This is a genomic window from Paenarthrobacter sp. TAF1, assembly GCF_052113825.1.
Taxonomy (GTDB): domain Bacteria; phylum Actinomycetota; class Actinomycetes; order Actinomycetales; family Micrococcaceae; genus Arthrobacter; species Arthrobacter nicotinovorans.
The window spans coordinates 21,141-36,490 of record NZ_JBFRDO010000004.1 but is presented as its reverse complement, the minus strand read 5'-3'; the positions used below and the strand labels follow the sequence as shown (position 1 = coordinate 36,490).

The window sequence follows — 15,350 nt, the reverse complement described above, 5'->3', positions numbered from 1 at the left end:
ACCTGTGCGTGTCGCGGCACCCCCGCCGCTAGGCTGTCCTCATGACTGGCACGAGGAATCCGGGCGGCATTCCGCTCAAACTAGCCGCCGTGGCGCTTGCGGGTTCCATGGTGGTGGGCACAGCGGCATGCTCATCCGAAAACAAGGGCCCACAGGTCACCGCTACAGCGACTTCGCGGCCGAACAGTTCCGAATCGGGGACCGGGGCGCCTGAAGGCTCGACGACGACCCCCACCACTGAGGCCAGCCAAGCGACATCTGCGGCCGGCTCGAGCGGAACGGACGCTCCTTCCGGGTCACCGACCACGGGTCCGGATCCGGCGCCCACGGCCCTGTCCTGGAAAACCTATACGGATGCCGCCAAGAGCGTCAGTTTCGAGCTTCCGAAGGACTGGATCGCGCAATCCGCAGAACCTGCCGCCGGCTCGTTGGCGGGCGCCGTCAAGGTGGAAGTCAAAGATGGCGCAGGGAAATACATAGCCACCCTCCAAACAGGGTTGCCTCCGTCCGCTCCGGCTGCCTGCCCTGCCGGGCAGGGGAAGCCCTACGTGGTGATCAGCAGCACGCCCGTTGACGTACCGCACTCCGACGGGCCGGACACCATTGATCCGCGGATGGTCTTCCGCGTCATCCAGGGGTATAGGTTCTTCGGTTCCTATGGGATTACCAACATGGTGGCCGGCGTTGACGGCCAGGCGTGCGAGCTTGTCAACCGCGTACAGGGACCGGCGGGAAAAGGCGACTTCTCGTTCGGGGATGTCCTTGCCCTGCATGCCTTCGCTGCCGAGGAAAAAGTGGCGCCCGTGAAGTCTTTCGATACGCTGGACCTGGCCGCTAAATACGTGGCCCACGATTCTGAATTCGCCAACGTCCAGCGGATGCTACTGTCTCTGAAGGTCAATCCGTAGTCCTGGGGTTGGCTGATCCACACACTCGGCGGCGTTGGGGGCCGCGCGCCGCAACCCAGTCCGGAGATCAATGGAACGCAACGTTGCTGCCACGCTCGTTTTCAAGACCGCGGCCAACACCAAAGTGGCCATGGCCATTGCCGTGGCCAACAACCCAGGCTATGACCTGGTGACCGAGAACCTGTCGGTCACTGTTGCGGGCGAGGAACTTCCTGTAGCCGAACTCAGCGACCACCATGGTGGACGGTTCCACTATCTTGAGTTCGCCGAGCCCAGCGAAGTAACGGTGGACTACCGGGCAAGTGTCCACGGCTATGCCGTTCCCGATACGTCCACTCCCATGGAGCTCATCCGGTATGTCAGGCCAAGCCGTTACGCGGAGTCGGACAGGCTGCTGCCCACCTCCTATGCCGAGTTCGGCGGCCTGCAGGGTGCCGAACTGCTCCACGCAGTTCGTGACTGGGTCCACGGAGAGCTCCGCTACGTCAGTGGCTCGTCGCGGGGGACGGATGGAGCCGTGGAAACCCTGCTGCACCGCAAGGGTGTGTGCAGGGACTTTGCCCACCTCGCCATTGCCTTGTTGCGCTCCAAGGATGTGCCTGCGCGCCTTGCTGCCGTCTACGCCCCCGGCCTGAGCCCCATGGATTTCCATGCGGTGGCCGAAGCCTACGTTGACGGGTCCTGGCGGATCATTGATCCCACTGGCCTGGCGCCGCGTGAATCCATGCTCCGCATCACCGCCGGGCGTGACTCCTCGGACACTGCATTTCTTTCCACGGTGGGTGGAAGTCTCTCGCTGAAGACCCTGAAGGTCAGCGCTTCCATCAACGGAGAGCTCCCGGTGGAGAACCACCGGGAGCTCGTCAGCCTGCGCTAGTGTCCGGCCACTGAGGCTCGGAGCTTCTCGGTCAACCGCAAGAGTTCGCGCTGTTCATCGGCCGTGAGAGCGGGCGCCACCAGGGTTGCGATGTCGCGCACGTGTTYGCGCCCGATGGTTTTTTGAAGTTCCCGTCCCGCCTCGGTGAGGGCCAGCAGGACCCCGCGGCCGTCGTCGGGGGCGGTGGTCCGCTCCACGAGTCCGCGCTTCTCCAAGCGGTCCACTAAGCGGCTCAAGCTGGACTGGCTCAGCAGCACTTTGTCGTTGATCTCGTTCAGGCGCAGCTGGCCTGACGGGCAGCGCGAGAGCGTGAACAGGACGTCGTATTCCTTCACGGGCAGGGACTTGAAGGCCGGTCCGGACTGCAGCTTCCGCATCACCGCCACCTGGGAGCGGAACAAGGACTCCCAGGTTTCGGCGGCGAGGCGGACGGCAGAGGACCCCGAGGGGGCGGACATCAGGCGTCCTGGCCCGCTGCACCGGCGGTAGCCGATTCGGTGACCTTGGCTTCCAGGGCGGCTGCCACGCGGGAGGCGTGGGTGGGCGCATCCGGCACGTGTGCGGGCTTCATGGCGGCGTACTCCTTGCGCAGGACCGGCAGGACTTCCTCGCCAAAGAGGTCCAGTTGCTCCAATACGGTCTTCAGGGGAAGGCCGGCGTGGTCGATCAGGAACAACTGGCGCTGGTAGTCGCCGAACGCTTCACGGAAGGTCAGGGTCTTCTCGATGACTTCCTGCGGGCTGCCGACGGTCAGGGGCGTTTGCGACGTGAAGTCCTCCAGCGACGGGCCGTGTCCGTAAACCGGGGCGTTGTCGAAGTACGGACGGAATTCCTTGACGGCGTCCTGGGAGTTCTTCCTCATGAAGAACTGGCCGCCGAGGCCAACGATCGCCTGGTCTGCCTTGCCGTGGCCGTAGTGCTCGTAGCGCTCACGGTACAGGCCGATCAACTGCTGGTAGTGCTCCTTCGGCCAGAAGATGTTGTTGGCGAAGAAGCCATCACCGTAGTAAGCAGCAACCTCCGCGATCTGGGGAGTTCGGATGGAGCCGTGCCAGACGAAGGGAGCGACGTCGTCGAGCGGCCGCGGCGTCGAAGTGAAGTTCTGCAGCGGGGTACGGAACTTGCCGGACCAGTTGACAGTGTCCTCATCCCAAAGCTTGCGGAGCAGGCTGTAGTTCTCGATCGCGAGTTCGATGCCGTCCTGGATGTTCTTGCCGAACCAGGGGTACACGGGCGCCGTATTGCCGCGACCGAGCACCAGGTCCACGCGCCCATCGGAGAGGTGCTGGAGCATGGCGAAGTCTTCTGCGATCTTCACGGGGTCGTTGGTGGTGATCAGTGTGGTCGCAGTGGACAGCGTGATGCGCTCTGTCTGGGCAGCGATGTAAGCCAGCGTGGTGGTGGGGGAGGAGGAGAAGAACGGGCGGTTGTGGTGCTCGCCCAGGGCGTAGACATCCATGCCGATTTCTTCGACCTTCTTGGCGATGGCAACGGACGCCTTGATGCGCTCGTTTTCGGTGGGCGTGCGGCCCGTTGTGGGGTCAGTCGTGATGTCGCTGACGCTGAATACGCCGATCTGCATGATGTGCCTTTCTCCCTGCCCGTGGTCCCGGGCTCTGTAAACAGTGTACCTCAAACTAGATGCATTTGCATGTATCAGTGCCTGTAACAGGACAGGGCCGGGAATTGTTCCCGGCCCTGCTTAGGTGATTGTTGAGGAGCTACTCCCCGGGATTGTGGGCCGCGCGGCGGCCCTTGACCCGGGGGATCATGCCCGTGGTCCAGTCCTGGAACTCGTCTGCACCACTGCCGCCCTGGCCGTTGCTTCCCTGGCTGTTGTTTCCGGGTGCTGGAGTTGGCTTCTCCTGCAGCTCACGCAGCAATTGCTTCTTCTCCCTGCGTCCTTCCACCAGTTTGTACAGGACAGGGACCAGCACCAGGGTCAGGGCCGTTGAAGAGACAAGACCGCCAATGACGACGATGGCCAAAGGTTGCGAGATAAAGCCTCCACCGCCTGTCAGGCCCAGCGCCATCGGAGTCAAAGCGAAAACAGTTGCCAGCGCCGTCATCAGGATGGGGCGGAGACGTTGCCGGGCACCATGGGTGATGGCGTCAGCGACGGTCATGCCGGGGCGGCCGTCATGCGGTTTCCGGTATTGATTGATGAGGTCGATCAGGACAATCGCGTTGGTCACCACGATGCCCACCAACATCAGCATGCCGATCAGTGACGGCAGGCCCAACGGCACACCTGTCAGCAACAGGAGGCCGATGGCGCCTGTGGCCGCKAACGGCACGGAGACCAGCAGGATCAGGGGCTGGATGAGTGACTTGAATGCCGCCACCATGATCACGTAGACAATGGCAATCGCCGCCAGAAGCGCCAGGCCCAGTTGGCGGAAAGACTCCGCCTGCTGGGTGGTGGCGCCGCCGATGGTGGCGGTGACTCCGGCGGGCAGCTCTACCTTGGCGAGCCGCTCCTGCACGGCGGTGCTGACGCTGCCGAGGTTGGATCCCGACGGCGTGACGGTCACCCGCGCGGTCCGCTGGCCGTTGCTGCTGGTGATGGATACCGGCGTGTCCACTTGTTCGACGGCGGCGATGGTCTCGAGCGCGACGCCTCCGCGGGCCGTGGGGAGCTGGAGCGCCCGAACGGCGGCAAGGCTGGTGAACCGGGTCCCTTGGCCGATCTGGACCGGGTAGTCATCCGTGTCGATCCGGACTGTGCCGGCAGGGATGGGGCTGACCGTGGAGGCCAGGAATGCACCCACTTGTTCCTCGGTCAAACCCGCAGCTACTGCCTTGGCACGGTCAACCCGGACCTGGACCACGGACTGGGTGGATGCCAGGTTGGTTGAGACTTCCGTGCTGCCGGGAACACCCTCCATGGCCTTGACCATGGCATCACTGGCCGTCTTCAGGTCAGCGGAGTTGGCAGCTTTGATGGTGATATCCACTGTGGAGGACGTCCCGAAGCCGCCTTGCTGGGAGCCAACGGTGATCTTGCCTGCCGCCCCGGCCAGCTTGTTCCGGACTTCCTCCTGGAGCTTGCCCTGGTTGACTTTCTCGTCGGTGACGATCGTGAACGTCGAGTTCGATGAACCCGTCGATGTCAGGGCAGCGAAGCCGGTCTGGGCGTTGCCGGAGGTTACCTGCACATCCTTGATGCCCTCGATGCCCTTGAGGGCATCCTCAACCTTCGTGGCCTCTTCGCTGGTTGCCTGCAGGCTGGTGCCGGCCGGCAGGACCTGCCGGACCGTCATGCTGTTCTCCCCGGAGCGGCCCAGCAGGTCCGTGGCCAGCAACGGTGACACGGCAATGGTCGCCACCAGGATCAGGGCTGCGGCGGACAAGGTCATGACGGGGTGCTTCTGGGTCTTTGTCAGGATCGGAAGGTAGCCGCGCTGGAGCCGGCTCCGCTGCTCGGCTTCACGTGCTTTCTCCGCCGTTTCCTTACCGGAGCCTTCCGTATCGGAGTTAGCGGCCTCGGCGACCTTCCTGGGCGACGACAGGAACCAGTAAGCCAGTACGGGGACGATGGTCAGGGAAACCAGGAGCGAGGACAACAAAGCTATGGTCACGGTCAGCGCGAAGGGGCGGAACAACTCACCGGCGAGATCGCCCACGAACGCGATCGGAAGGAACACTGCAACCGTCGTCAGCGTCGACGCCGTAATGGCCCCCGCCACCTCGCGGATCGATGTCAGGATGGCCGCGAGCTTGTGTTCGCCGTAGCTCAAGTGCCGTTTGATGTTCTCGATCACCACGATTGAGTCATCCACCACACGCCCGATGGCAATGGTGAGGGCGCCCAGCGTGAGGATGTTCAGTGAGTACCCGGTGGCAGAGATGCCAATGAAAGTTATCAGCAGGGACAGCGGAATGGACACTGCCGTGACCAAGGTCGAGCGGACGGACATCAGGAACACCAGGATGACCGCCACGGCAAAGCCAAGGCCCAGGAGCCCTTCAGTGGTGAGGTCCTTGATGGATTTCTCAATGAACGGGGCCTGGTCAAAAACAGGAGTGAAGGTGGCGTTGTTCCCCAGTTCCTCTTCCATCGTCCCGATGGCGTCACGGACAGCATGGGAGATCGCCACCGTATCGCCCTCGGGCTTCTTCGTGACGGACAGGGCCAACGTCGGCTTGCCGTTGGTTCGTGTAATTGATGTGGCGGCGTCGTCTTCGATGCTGACGTCTGCTACGGCACCGATGGTGGCGGCTTTGCTGGTTCCTGCCAGCGGAAGTCCCTTGATGACGTCCAGGGAGTCCACAGGACTGCCGAGTTGGAGGGAGAGCGTTTTGCCCTGGTCCTCGATGGTGCCGACGGGAACCAGGGTCCCGTTGTTCTTCAGCGCGCTGCTGATGGATTGGACCGAGGCTCCCGTTGAGGCGAGATCGGCCTGGCGGGGCTGGATCAGGATGTGCTGGCTGGCGCCGCCAGTCACGTCGGCGCCCCGGACGCCGTCGATCTTCTGGAGGCGGGGCACGCTGAGCCTGAGCAGGTCCGCGTTGAGTTCACTCAGCGGTTTGTCGGACGAAACGGCCAGGTAGACGATCGGGAAGTCGCTGATGTTGCCCGCGATGGACTGGGGCTCCACGTTGGCGGGCAGCACTCGCTTGGCGTTGGAAATGGCCCGGTCGATCTGGTTGCGTGCGCGATCGAGATTGGAGCCATAGGTGAACACCATGGTGATCTGCGAGACGCCGTTGCGTGAGGTGGACGAGGTTGATTCAAGTCCTTCGACGCTGTTCAGCGCAGTTTCAAGGGGCTGGCTCAGCTGCTTGTCCACCACCTCCGGCGAAGCGCCTGGCATGGAGGTGACAACTGTGATCTGAGGGAACTCGATGGACGGGATGAGTTCCTGCTTCAGCGACCCCATGGTGATCACGCCGAACACCGCCGCAAAGACGGTGATCAGCGCGATCAGGGCCCGGTTGCCCAGGGAAAGCTTGGCCAGGCGGAACATTGCATCGACTCCTGTGGTCTACGAAACGATTCGTCTGACGGGAACCGGCCGCAGCCCCGGGGTGTGGCCTAGCCCTGGACGGCGTTGGCCACTTCCAATTGCAGGGACCTGGCTGTGCTGGCCTCCAGTTCGGCGGCAAGGTCCGGGTTCTCATTGAGCTTGACGCCGTAGCCCGGCATCATGTCCTTGAGCTTGGACTGCCATCCCTTGAAGTTCTTGGGGAAGGACTTCTGCAGGAGTTCGATCATGATCGGCACAGCCGTGGACGCTCCAGGCGATGCACCGAGGAGGGCGCCGATGGAGCCGTCGCGGGAGGCGATGACCTCGGTGCCGAACTGCAGGACACCACCCTTCTGGGGATGCTTCTTGATGATCTGTACACGCTGGCCGGCAGTGATCAGTTCCCAGTTGCTGCCGACGGCCTCGGGGTAGTACTCGCGCAGCGATTCCACCTTGGCTTCGTGCCGCTTGGCAACCTCCTTGATGAGGTAGGCCGTGAGATCCATGTTGTCCTTGGCCACTGCCAGCATGGGGATGATGTTCCCCGGGCGGATGGACAGGGGAAGGTCAAGGTAGCTGGAAGTCTTCAGGAAGTTGGTGGAGAAGCCGGCGTAAGGACCGAACAGGAGGGAACGCTTTCCGTCCACAAAGCGGGTGTCCAGGTGGGGTACGGACATCGGGGGAGCGCCGACCGAGGCCTGGCCGTAGACCTTGGCACTGTGCTGGGAGGTGATGGCATCATCGGTGCAGCGGAAGAACTGTCCCGATACGGGGAATCCGCCGTAGCCCTTGCTTTCCGGGATGCCCGAGGCCTGCAACAGGTGGAGCGCACCGCCGCCGGCGCCAACGAAGACAAAGTTGGCGTGGATACGGCCGTGCTCGCCGGACTTGGCATGCTTGATGGACAGATCCCAGCCGCCGCCTGCTGCGCGGTTGATGTTGGTGACGTCGTGGCCGTAGTTGACCTCGGCCCCGCTGCCCTGAAGGTAACCGGTCAGCTCGCGGGTCAGGGCGCCGAAATCGACGTCGGTGCCTTCCGCTGCGCGGGTGGCGGCGACACGCTGCTTGCGGTCACGGCCCTTGACGATCAGGGGTGCCCACTTGGCGATTTGGTCCTGGTCCTCGGTGTACTCCATGCTGCGGAACAGCGTGTTGGGCTTGAGGGCCTCGTAGCGGGTCTTCAGGAATTTCGCGTGGTCCTCGCCAATGACGAAGCTCATGTGCGGAACCGTGTTGATGAAGCCCTTGGGCGATCCGATCACCTTGCTGTCCACCAAGTGGGACCAGAACTGGCGTGAGAGCTGGAACTGCTCGTTGATGTGGAGGGCCTTGGAAGGATCCACGGAACCGTCCTTGGCTGCGGGTGAGTAGTTAAGCTCGCACAGGGCAGCGTGTCCGGTGCCGGCGTTGTTCCACGGTCCAGAGCTCTCGAGCCCCGCTTCGTCGAGTCGTTCGAACAGGGAGATGGTCCAGGTGGGTTCAAGTTGCTTGATGAACGCACCGAGGGTGGCACTCATGATTCCGCCGCCAATAAGGACGACGTCGGCATGTTGAGTCTTGGAAATGAAGGTCACGATCAATCTCCGTTAGCGGCGGCACTGGCTGTCACAGAATATCCCCGTGCAGACCCAATACTGAAATTGTGGGGAATCGTCAAGGCTTTAAGCGGACGTTCGTGAAAACTTCGTTGAGGACCGGTGAAGCGGGGTAGCTTTCCACCTTGTTGGACAACGCCAGGGCCGAGATGGGGAAGGCGATCGGGACTGCCGGCACGGACGCGGCAATCTCGGCATTGATGGCCTGGTACTGGGCATTGCGGTCATCGCCCTCAGGCATGGCGCGTGCCCTTTCGATTTTGTGGAAGACCTCCGAGTCCGTGTAGCCGAACTCCGCCCGGCTTTCGCCGAAGAGGGGCCCCAGGAAGTTGTCGGCATCGGCATACGAGCCGTTCCATCCGAGCAGGTGCAGCCCACGGTCCCCGGCGGACTGGACCTTTTGGAGGTAGCCGTTTTCCCAGTCAATGGGAACCGGTTTGATGTTGAGGCCAACGGCAACCAGCTGGCGGCTGATTTCGGCGTAGATCTTCTCGGGAGTGGGCATGTAGGCCCGCGTGGCATTCAACGGATAGTAGAACTTCAGTTCCTCACCCTTGTAGCCGGCCTTCTCGAGAAGCTGTTTGGCCTTCTCGGGGTTGTATCCCAGCGAAGGGGCGTTGTTGTTGAAGCCGCTGAGCTTTGGCGGCACGAACTGGGACGCCTGGGCAGTGTTGTCGATGAAGAACTTGCGGATCAGGGATTCTTTGTCCACCGCCATTTCAATGGCTTGGCGGACCTCCAGCTTGTCCAGGGGTGCCACTGCCTGGTTGATGCCCAGGTACATCACAGAGAACGGGTCCCGTTGGATGATCTGGACACCCTTCTTGACGAGTTGGTCGAAGGTTGCCGGCGTCACGAGGTCGTAGGCATCGATTTTGCCATCCAGAAGAGCCTGTTGCCGTGTCTCGGCGCGGTCGTAAGGGATGAAATTGATGGTGGCTATCTGGCCCCTGTTGCCCCAATAGCCTTTGTAGCTTTGGAGGGTGATCTTGTTCTCGTCCCAGGTTCCAAATTGGTAGGGACCGGTCCCCACGGGGTGGCTCGCGTAGGCAGAAACTGCCTGGCCGTTCCGGGTCTGGTCAAGAACGTTGGCGCGCTGCGCTTCCAGTGCGGCGGGGGAAGAAATGGCGAAGGCCGGAAGCGTCAGTGCCTGCAGGAACCCGGTGAAGGGCCTGGTCAGGTTGATTTGGACGTCGGTGGGTGAGACCACCTTGCAGTCCTTGAAGATGGAGAAGACGGGCTCGTCCGAATAGGCCTTGAAAACGCCCTGGAATGAGATTCCCGGGGCCTGCTTCCGGAGATCGGCAGGGAAGCTGAACCAGCGGTTGAAGTTGGCACACACTGCGGTTGCGTCGAAAGGTGTTCCGTCGTGGAAGGTGACTTTGGAGCGGAGGGTGAAGTCGTAGGTCAGACCGTTGTTGCTGTCTTTCCACTCCGTGGCCAGCAGGGGAGTGGTGTCTCCGGTTGATCCGTCAACACCAACCAGTCCCTCAAGGACCTGGCGCGTTACACGGTAGGACTCGGAATCGGCCGTCATGGCAGGGTCAAGGCCCAAGGGCATCGACGCCGTGCCGAAGTTGAAGGTGGCCGCCGGCTCGGCCGGGGCTGAGCTTCCGGTAGACGACGACGGCGCGGGGCCAGGCGTTCCTGTACATGCCGCCAGCCCCACTACTGCAAAAACAGAGCCCACCTTGAGCAACTGCACGGTCAGGCTCCGCATTTTGCTGCTTGCCACTCTTGTCCCCTCAAGCCGGTTGAAATGCCACGGCCGGCTTAGGCCAGACCACATTCCAGTCTAGTTGAACGTCCCGAACGCACTTCCCAGCGCTTATTCAGGTAGCTGTCCCCGCTGCTTGAGGAAAAACCCCCGGCTCTGCAACCGGGGGTGCTCCGTGTGCCCATGGCCACGGTCCTTCTTGACTCTTGTGCGCAAGGGGGGACTTGAACCCCCACGCCCGAAGGCACAGGAACCTAAATCCTGCGTGTCTGCCAATTTCACCACTCGCGCCGGCCGGCATTCAGGCCCCCTTCGGGCGCCCGATGCCATATACGGCCTCCAGTGTACCCGTTACCCGTCCAGCTTGAGGTCCCGGCGCAGCTTGGCTACGTGGCCCGTGGCGCGGACGTTGTACTGGGCCAGGGAAACCTTGCCATCGGGGTCAACCACGATGGTGGAGCGGATCAGCCCCTGGTAGGTCCTGCCGTAGTTTTTCTTTTCGCCCCATGCCCCGTAGGCGTCGGCGACGGTGTGCTCCTGGTCGGACAGCAGCGGGAAGGTGAGTTGCTCTTCCGCCGCAAATTTGGCGATGGCGTCCACGGAATCGGGGGAGACTCCAACAACTTCGTAGCCGGCCGCTTGCAGGGAGCCCAGAGTGTCTCTGAAGTCACAAGCCTCTTTGGTGCATCCGGGAGTTGAGGCGGCCGGGTAGAAGTAGACGATGGTTTTTCGGCCCCGGAAGTCGGACAAACTGACGTTTTCGCCCGAGGCGTCCTGCAGGGTGAAGTCCGGTGCAACGTCGCCGGGGATAAGTCGTTCAGCCAAAATATGCTCCTTGCTTTCGGTCGCGATTTCCCAGTTTAGACCGCAGAAGCCACGTCCCCGGCTCTTGCGCGCATATACTGTCGGCATGCCAGATATGGAGAGATGGCCCACTACCCGACTGCTTTCGACAGCTGCACGCCTGGTGGAAATCTCGTGGAACGAAAAATTGAAGTCCATCGGCCTTACCCACGCCGGGGTCATTGCCATGCAAGTACTTGCAGCCAAGGGTGCAATTACCCAGGCGGCTTTGGCTGAAGTTGCGAGGGTCAAAGCCCAGACCATGGGGACCACCCTTGCCAGGCTTGAGCTGCACGGGCACGTTACACGCCAACGCAGCGACTCGGACCGCAGAAGCCACGTGGTCACCTTGACGGAGGCCGGTAGCGCAGCCCTTGCGGAAGCTGTGAAGCTGGAGCAGGAAGTGTTGTCGCCTGTCGCTGTGGATACTGCGAGGCTGCGTGAGGAACTCCGGATTGTTGTCCGGGGGCTTGCGGGCTTGCCCGCTCCCGAGCAGGAATCCCAGGAAGTCGAAAGCGACGTGCCGCAGGCCTGATTCAAAACCGGCAAGGGGCTTTCCCTGCCGGCAATTCCTGCCAGTCAAAAAAGTAAAGGCTCCGGATCGTGTGAACGATCCGGAGCCTTTTGTCTTGGTGCACCCCCCGGGACTCGAACCCGGAACCCATTGATTAAGAGTCAATTGCTCTGCCAGTTGAGCTAGAGGTGCAGCTATTGTTTCGGTCTTGGAGGGAATTCGCATTCCTTGCGGACCTCCGCAACGACAAATAACTCTACACCACAATTCGCGGATTCAAAACCACGCTCGAAGTGAAGCTGCGCACGGCGCGGGATGGCATTCCTGAGGAAAAACAAAAGACCCTGGAGTGAATTCACTCCAGGGTCTTTCAGTGGTGCACCCCCCGGGACTCGAACCCGGAACCCATTGATTAAGAGTCAATTGCTCTGCCAGTTGAGCTAGAGGTGCAGCTGTTGATTTCGATCATCCGTTGGGGCGTTTCCTTCCCCGGCGATCTCCGCAACGACAAGTAACTCTACACGACTTGGCCCGAAGTGCGAAATCGAGCCGGGGCACTTGCCGCGCATCATGGTTGGCTCCGCAAAATCAGCGCGAAGTCAGGGTTTTTGTTGTTGCTGAGCACCCATAGATCGCCGTTCGGTGCGCGGGCAACGTCACGCAAGCGGCCGTACCCGCCTGTGAAATAAGCCACAGGGGTTCCTGCTGTTGGGCCATCGAGGGGAACGGCCCAGAGCCGCTGGCCGCGAAGGGCGCCGGTGTAAGCCACGCCGTTGATGATTTCCAGCCCGCTCGGCGACGCCTCGGACGTCGAGGGCCAGACGACCTTCGCGTCGGTCAGACCGCTTCGGCCCGGCGCCCCCGTCACCAGAGGCCAGCCGTAATTGCCGCCGGGGAGGATGAGATTCAGTTCGTCGTCCACGTCAGGGCCGAACTCGCTTGCCCACAGCTTACCTTCGGCGTCCCAGGCCAGGCCTTGGACGTTCCGGTGCCCATAGCTGTACACCGGATTGTCACCGAAAGGATTACCCGGCGCGGGGCGCCCCTCCGGGGTCAGGCGGAGGATCTTGCCACCCAGGGCATCCGTGTCCTGCGGTTGCTCCCTGCGCTGGGAGTCCCCGGTGCCGACATAGAGCATTCCGTCCGGACCGAAACGAATACGTCCTCCGTTGTGGGTCGATGCCTTCGGGATTCCAGGGAAGATGACCTCCGGTGTGCCGAGCCCCGGGGGCCCGTCGGCATCCTCCTTGAGTTGCATCCGGACAATCCGGTTGTCAGTTGCCGACGTCAGATAGGCATAGAGCCACCGGTCGGAGGCAAAAGACGGCGACACGGCAAGTCCCAGCAATCCGCCTTCGCCGCCGGGAACGACGCCGGGTACCTCGGCTATCGGGGTCGCGCGGCCGTCTTTGATCCCCACGAGCCGCGCCGAATCCCGTTCGGACACTACGGCGGTGCCGTCCGGCAGGAAGACGACGGACCATGGCAGCTGGAGCCCGACGTCGAGCTTTTGCAGGACCTCAGGCGCCGGCGGTGCGGCCTGCCCCGTCCGGCTCGATCCGGAGCCGGCCGGATTCGGGGTGGCCGCGGTGCCGGGCGAGGAGGTGCCTCCGGTGCAGGCTGAAAGTGCCACTGCCAACACAAACGCATGGCCGGCCGCCACAAGCCGTTGTCCTCCCGTGAAGCCTTTTCCTGCGCCTTGGTGTCCCATGCCTGTGTGCTGCTCCCGACCCGTCGGATTCCGGATGGCCGGATCAGTGCCTGCTGCGCCGGGGCGGACGGAATCCGGCTGCCTCAGCGTGGGCTGCGGATTCGAACCAGACGTCCGCTTCGACGTCGTTGTAGTCGGCGGCGTCCTCATCGTGATACGTCATGGTCGCCGCAATTGCCTTGACAGGATGGCCTTCGCGCTGCGTGCTGGACGAACCGGTTCCGTAGGGCTCCTCCGCGGCAAGGTGTCCGGACGGGCCGGTTTCCTCGATCGCAGAGCCTTCAGTCGTGGCTTCTTCAGCTGTGGTGTCTTCAACGGTGTCTTCGCCGGCTGCGGTCTCGGCACCGGGGAGTGTGGGGGAGTGCGGAGCAGTGTACTCCTGGTGATGGACCGGTGCGCCTGCAGCGTCAGTCCACGATGATTCCCACTCGGCTTTGTCGGCTGCGTCGTCGGCCCTGGCGACGTCGTCAGCGGTGACTTCGACGGCGGGCGCCTCCTGCCAGTCGTCAACGTCGCCGGCGTCGGCAGTGTGCAACCTGGCGTCGGTATCCACTACCGGTTCGTCCACCACTGGCTCTTCGACAACCGGGGCTGCAATGACCGGTTCCTCGACCGTCAGACCGGGTGTTGCGGCCTTCTGCACGTCGGTTTGCATGTCGGTTTGCCAGTAGGCGGATTCATCGGAGGCCCCGGGGCGAACGCCGGCCTCACCAACGGCAGGTTCACTTGTCTCGCCATGGGGTTCAACTGCTGTTTCGTCGGGGCGTGGTTCTTCTGCGCGTTCTTCTTCTGCGCGTTCTTCTTCCCGGAGCGGCTCGTCAGCGGTTGGTCCGCTACCCTGGGCAGCTGCTTTGCCAAGGTTGGTTACGCCGGCCAGTCCGGCGACTCCCGCAGTCACCGCACCCGGATCCGGTACGGTTCCGGTATTGGTGGACTCCATTGCTGCGGGAGCCGGGCTAGCGGTGGTATTCGAGGTTTTGTTGCGGCTCATGAGCCACCAAAGAATCGCGACGACCAAAACAATGACAATGACCCAAATTAACCAATCCATGGCGGGTGCCCTTCTGCTCACAGGGGTGCAGTACGTGGTATTTCAGACGTTACGTGCCTGCTATTGGGCTGTCCAGCTTTTGGTCGGCCGGTCCCCGGAATTGATCAGATTACTGAGGAAGGTCGGGCGGCAAATTCTTTGGAAGGAATTCCTGCCCGTCGCCTAGTCTGGCTGCATGGACTTCAAAAGGCTGCAGATTCTGCGGGAGCTGGCTGATCGCCAAAGCGTGGGCGCCACCGCAGATGCCATGAATGTCACTGCTTCCGCCGTTTCCCAGCAGTTGAAGACCCTGCAGGCCGAATTGGGCGTGACCCTGGTGGAAAAGGCCGGCAGGGGAGTGCAGCTGACTGAGGCCGGACACGCCATGGCTGCTGCAGCCGCCGAAATAGCTACAGCCATGGCCCGCGCTGAGTCCACCGTCGACAGCTACCGGAAAGGCTGGCAGACCAATGTTTCAGCGGCATTCTTTCCAAGTGCGGCGGAAATGCTGCTGCCGGGAATGCTGCATCGTGTAGCCGCTGTGGAGGGACTGGGCTTCGATGCCCATTTCGAGGATCCGGGAACGGCACATTTTGCTCCTTTGGTGGCCGACTATGACATTGTGCTGGCGCACAGCGTGGATGGGCCCGAGGTCTTTGCCCGGCCGGGACTAGCGGTAGTCCCGCTGCTGGAGGAAGCACTCGACGTTGCCATGCCTGCCGGGCACCCGCTGGCGTCCAAAGCGCGGTTGACTCCGGAGGACGTGGTGGACCACCCCTGGATCGGCGTTCCTGAGGGATTCCCCTTTGACGCGGTCCTTCGGCAAATCGAAGTCCATGCTGGCAAGCACGCCACGCGCGGCCAGCGTTATCCGGACCTGCGGGTCCTTGAAGCGCTGGTGGGAGCAGGCCATGGAATCTGCCTCCTTCCCCGTTATACGGCCCGCGCCAGTGCACGGAGGGGATTGGTCCTCCGTCCGCTCACGGGAGTAAAGGCGAGCAGAAGCATCGTCGCCCTGTCACGGCAGGAAGTGGCCGCACGGGCCACGATTGCAGGCGTGCTGGAGATGCTCCAGGCTGAGGCTGCCGGGATCGCCCGCCAGTCGGGCGACACCTGAGCCGCCGGCGCAACTCCACATGTGCCGGGTTTCCGCAATAATTGCCGGTTCGGGCTTAACCCGGCGGG

At 62.5% G+C, this 15,350-nt stretch carries 12 protein-coding genes and 3 tRNA genes; 4 read left to right on the top strand and 11 right to left on the bottom strand.

The genetic code is table 11. The features are described 5' to 3' along the window. Window positions 1-41: 41 nt before the first annotated feature. Both AB4Y81_RS06395 and AB4Y81_RS06390 read left to right on the top strand, forming a co-directional pair. The gene (locus tag AB4Y81_RS06395; RefSeq protein ID WP_441995548.1) at window positions 42-908 is read left to right on the top strand and encodes a hypothetical protein; all 867 of its coding nucleotides are present in this window, start codon (window positions 42-44) and stop codon (window positions 906-908) included. Between the two features lie 70 nt (window positions 909-978). Next, entirely contained in the window at window positions 979-1,785 is an 807-nt protein-coding gene (locus AB4Y81_RS06390; protein ID WP_055972202.1) for a transglutaminase-like domain-containing protein, read from the top strand. Here AB4Y81_RS06390 and AB4Y81_RS06385 read toward each other — a convergent pair. The 7 genes from AB4Y81_RS06385 to bcp form a co-directional block, all read right to left on the bottom strand. Then, the gene (locus tag AB4Y81_RS06385) at window positions 1,782-2,243 is read right to left on the bottom strand and encodes a MarR family winged helix-turn-helix transcriptional regulator (RefSeq protein ID WP_441995547.1); all 462 of its coding nucleotides are present in this window, start codon (window positions 2,241-2,243) and stop codon (window positions 1,782-1,784) included. The two genes, AB4Y81_RS06390 and AB4Y81_RS06385, sit on opposite strands and share 4 nt — an antisense overlap. Next, window positions 2,243-3,367 (bottom strand): LLM class flavin-dependent oxidoreductase, encoded by a 1,125-nt coding sequence (locus tag AB4Y81_RS06380; protein ID WP_018776270.1) that lies wholly within the window; start codon window positions 3,365-3,367, stop codon window positions 2,243-2,245. The genes AB4Y81_RS06385 and AB4Y81_RS06380 overlap by 1 nt, the downstream gene beginning before the upstream one ends. Window positions 3,368-3,506: 139 nt before the next feature. Continuing rightward, the gene (locus AB4Y81_RS06375; RefSeq protein ID WP_441995546.1) at window positions 3,507-6,755 is read right to left on the bottom strand and encodes an efflux RND transporter permease subunit; all 3,249 of its coding nucleotides are present in this window, start codon (window positions 6,753-6,755) and stop codon (window positions 3,507-3,509) included. A 68-nt stretch (window positions 6,756-6,823) separates the two neighbouring features. Further along, window positions 6,824-8,329, bottom strand: coding sequence for a malate:quinone oxidoreductase (locus tag AB4Y81_RS06370; protein WP_018776268.1), 1,506 nt, complete (start codon window positions 8,327-8,329; stop codon window positions 6,824-6,826). 79 nt (window positions 8,330-8,408) lie between these two features. Continuing rightward, window positions 8,409-10,085: an ABC transporter substrate-binding protein gene (locus AB4Y81_RS06365; protein WP_441995545.1), complete on the bottom strand. Its 1,677-nt coding sequence runs from the start codon at window positions 10,083-10,085 to the stop codon at window positions 8,409-8,411. 191 nt (window positions 10,086-10,276) lie between these two features. Next, window positions 10,277-10,358 (bottom strand) — tRNA-Leu (locus AB4Y81_RS06360). A 60-nt stretch (window positions 10,359-10,418) separates the two neighbouring features. Next, window positions 10,419-10,892, bottom strand: coding sequence for a thioredoxin-dependent thiol peroxidase (bcp, locus tag AB4Y81_RS06355; protein ID WP_018776266.1), 474 nt, complete (start codon window positions 10,890-10,892; stop codon window positions 10,419-10,421). Window positions 10,893-10,977: 85 nt separating this feature from the next. Between bcp and AB4Y81_RS06350 the strand changes: the two genes are divergently transcribed. Beyond that, window positions 10,978-11,445 (top strand): MarR family winged helix-turn-helix transcriptional regulator, encoded by a 468-nt coding sequence (locus AB4Y81_RS06350; RefSeq protein ID WP_026266909.1) that lies wholly within the window; start codon window positions 10,978-10,980, stop codon window positions 11,443-11,445. A gap of 95 nt (window positions 11,446-11,540) precedes the next feature. Here the strand turns inward: AB4Y81_RS06350 and AB4Y81_RS06345 are convergent. The 4 genes from AB4Y81_RS06345 to AB4Y81_RS06330 all read right to left on the bottom strand — a co-directional run bounded on the left by AB4Y81_RS06345 (window position 11,541) and on the right by AB4Y81_RS06330 (window position 14,186). Beyond that, window positions 11,541-11,616: transfer RNA gene (locus AB4Y81_RS06345), tRNA-Lys, on the bottom strand. A gap of 182 nt (window positions 11,617-11,798) precedes the next feature. Beyond that, window positions 11,799-11,874: transfer RNA gene (locus tag AB4Y81_RS06340), tRNA-Lys, on the bottom strand. Window positions 11,875-11,992: 118 nt separating this feature from the next. Further along, a complete protein-coding gene (locus tag AB4Y81_RS06335) occupies window positions 11,993-13,135 on the bottom strand; it encodes a PQQ-dependent sugar dehydrogenase (RefSeq protein WP_441995544.1) in 1,143 nt (380 codons plus the stop codon). 43 nt (window positions 13,136-13,178) lie between these two features. Then, window positions 13,179-14,186 carry a sunset domain-containing protein gene (locus AB4Y81_RS06330; RefSeq protein WP_441995543.1) on the bottom strand — a complete coding sequence of 336 codons (1,008 nt, stop codon included), beginning with the start codon at window positions 14,184-14,186 and terminating at the stop codon, window positions 13,179-13,181. Window positions 14,187-14,361: 175 nt separating this feature from the next. On the opposite strand from AB4Y81_RS06330, the gene AB4Y81_RS06325 reads away from it, so the two are divergent. Continuing rightward, complete coding sequence (locus AB4Y81_RS06325; RefSeq protein ID WP_018776262.1) at window positions 14,362-15,282, top strand: LysR family transcriptional regulator; 921 nt, start codon at window positions 14,362-14,364, stop codon at window positions 15,280-15,282. Window positions 15,283-15,350: the final 68 nt, after the last annotated feature.

Coding starts and splice junctions, on each gene's coding strand:
- AB4Y81_RS06330 (WP_441995543.1), bottom strand. CDS start 14,186: ATGGATTGGTTAATTTGGGTCATTGTCATTGTTTTGGTCGTCGCGATT.
- AB4Y81_RS06350 (WP_026266909.1), top strand. CDS start 10,978: ATGCCAGATATGGAGAGATGGCCCACTACCCGACTGCTTTCGACAGCT.
- AB4Y81_RS06335 (WP_441995544.1), bottom strand. CDS start 13,135: ATGGGACACCAAGGCGCAGGAAAAGGCTTCACGGGAGGACAACGGCTT.
- AB4Y81_RS06395 (WP_441995548.1), top strand. CDS start 42: ATGACTGGCACGAGGAATCCGGGCGGCATTCCGCTCAAACTAGCCGCC.
- AB4Y81_RS06380 (WP_018776270.1), bottom strand. CDS start 3,367: ATGCAGATCGGCGTATTCAGCGTCAGCGACATCACGACTGACCCCACA.
- AB4Y81_RS06390 (WP_055972202.1), top strand. CDS start 979: ATGGAACGCAACGTTGCTGCCACGCTCGTTTTCAAGACCGCGGCCAAC.
- AB4Y81_RS06325 (WP_018776262.1), top strand. CDS start 14,362: ATGGACTTCAAAAGGCTGCAGATTCTGCGGGAGCTGGCTGATCGCCAA.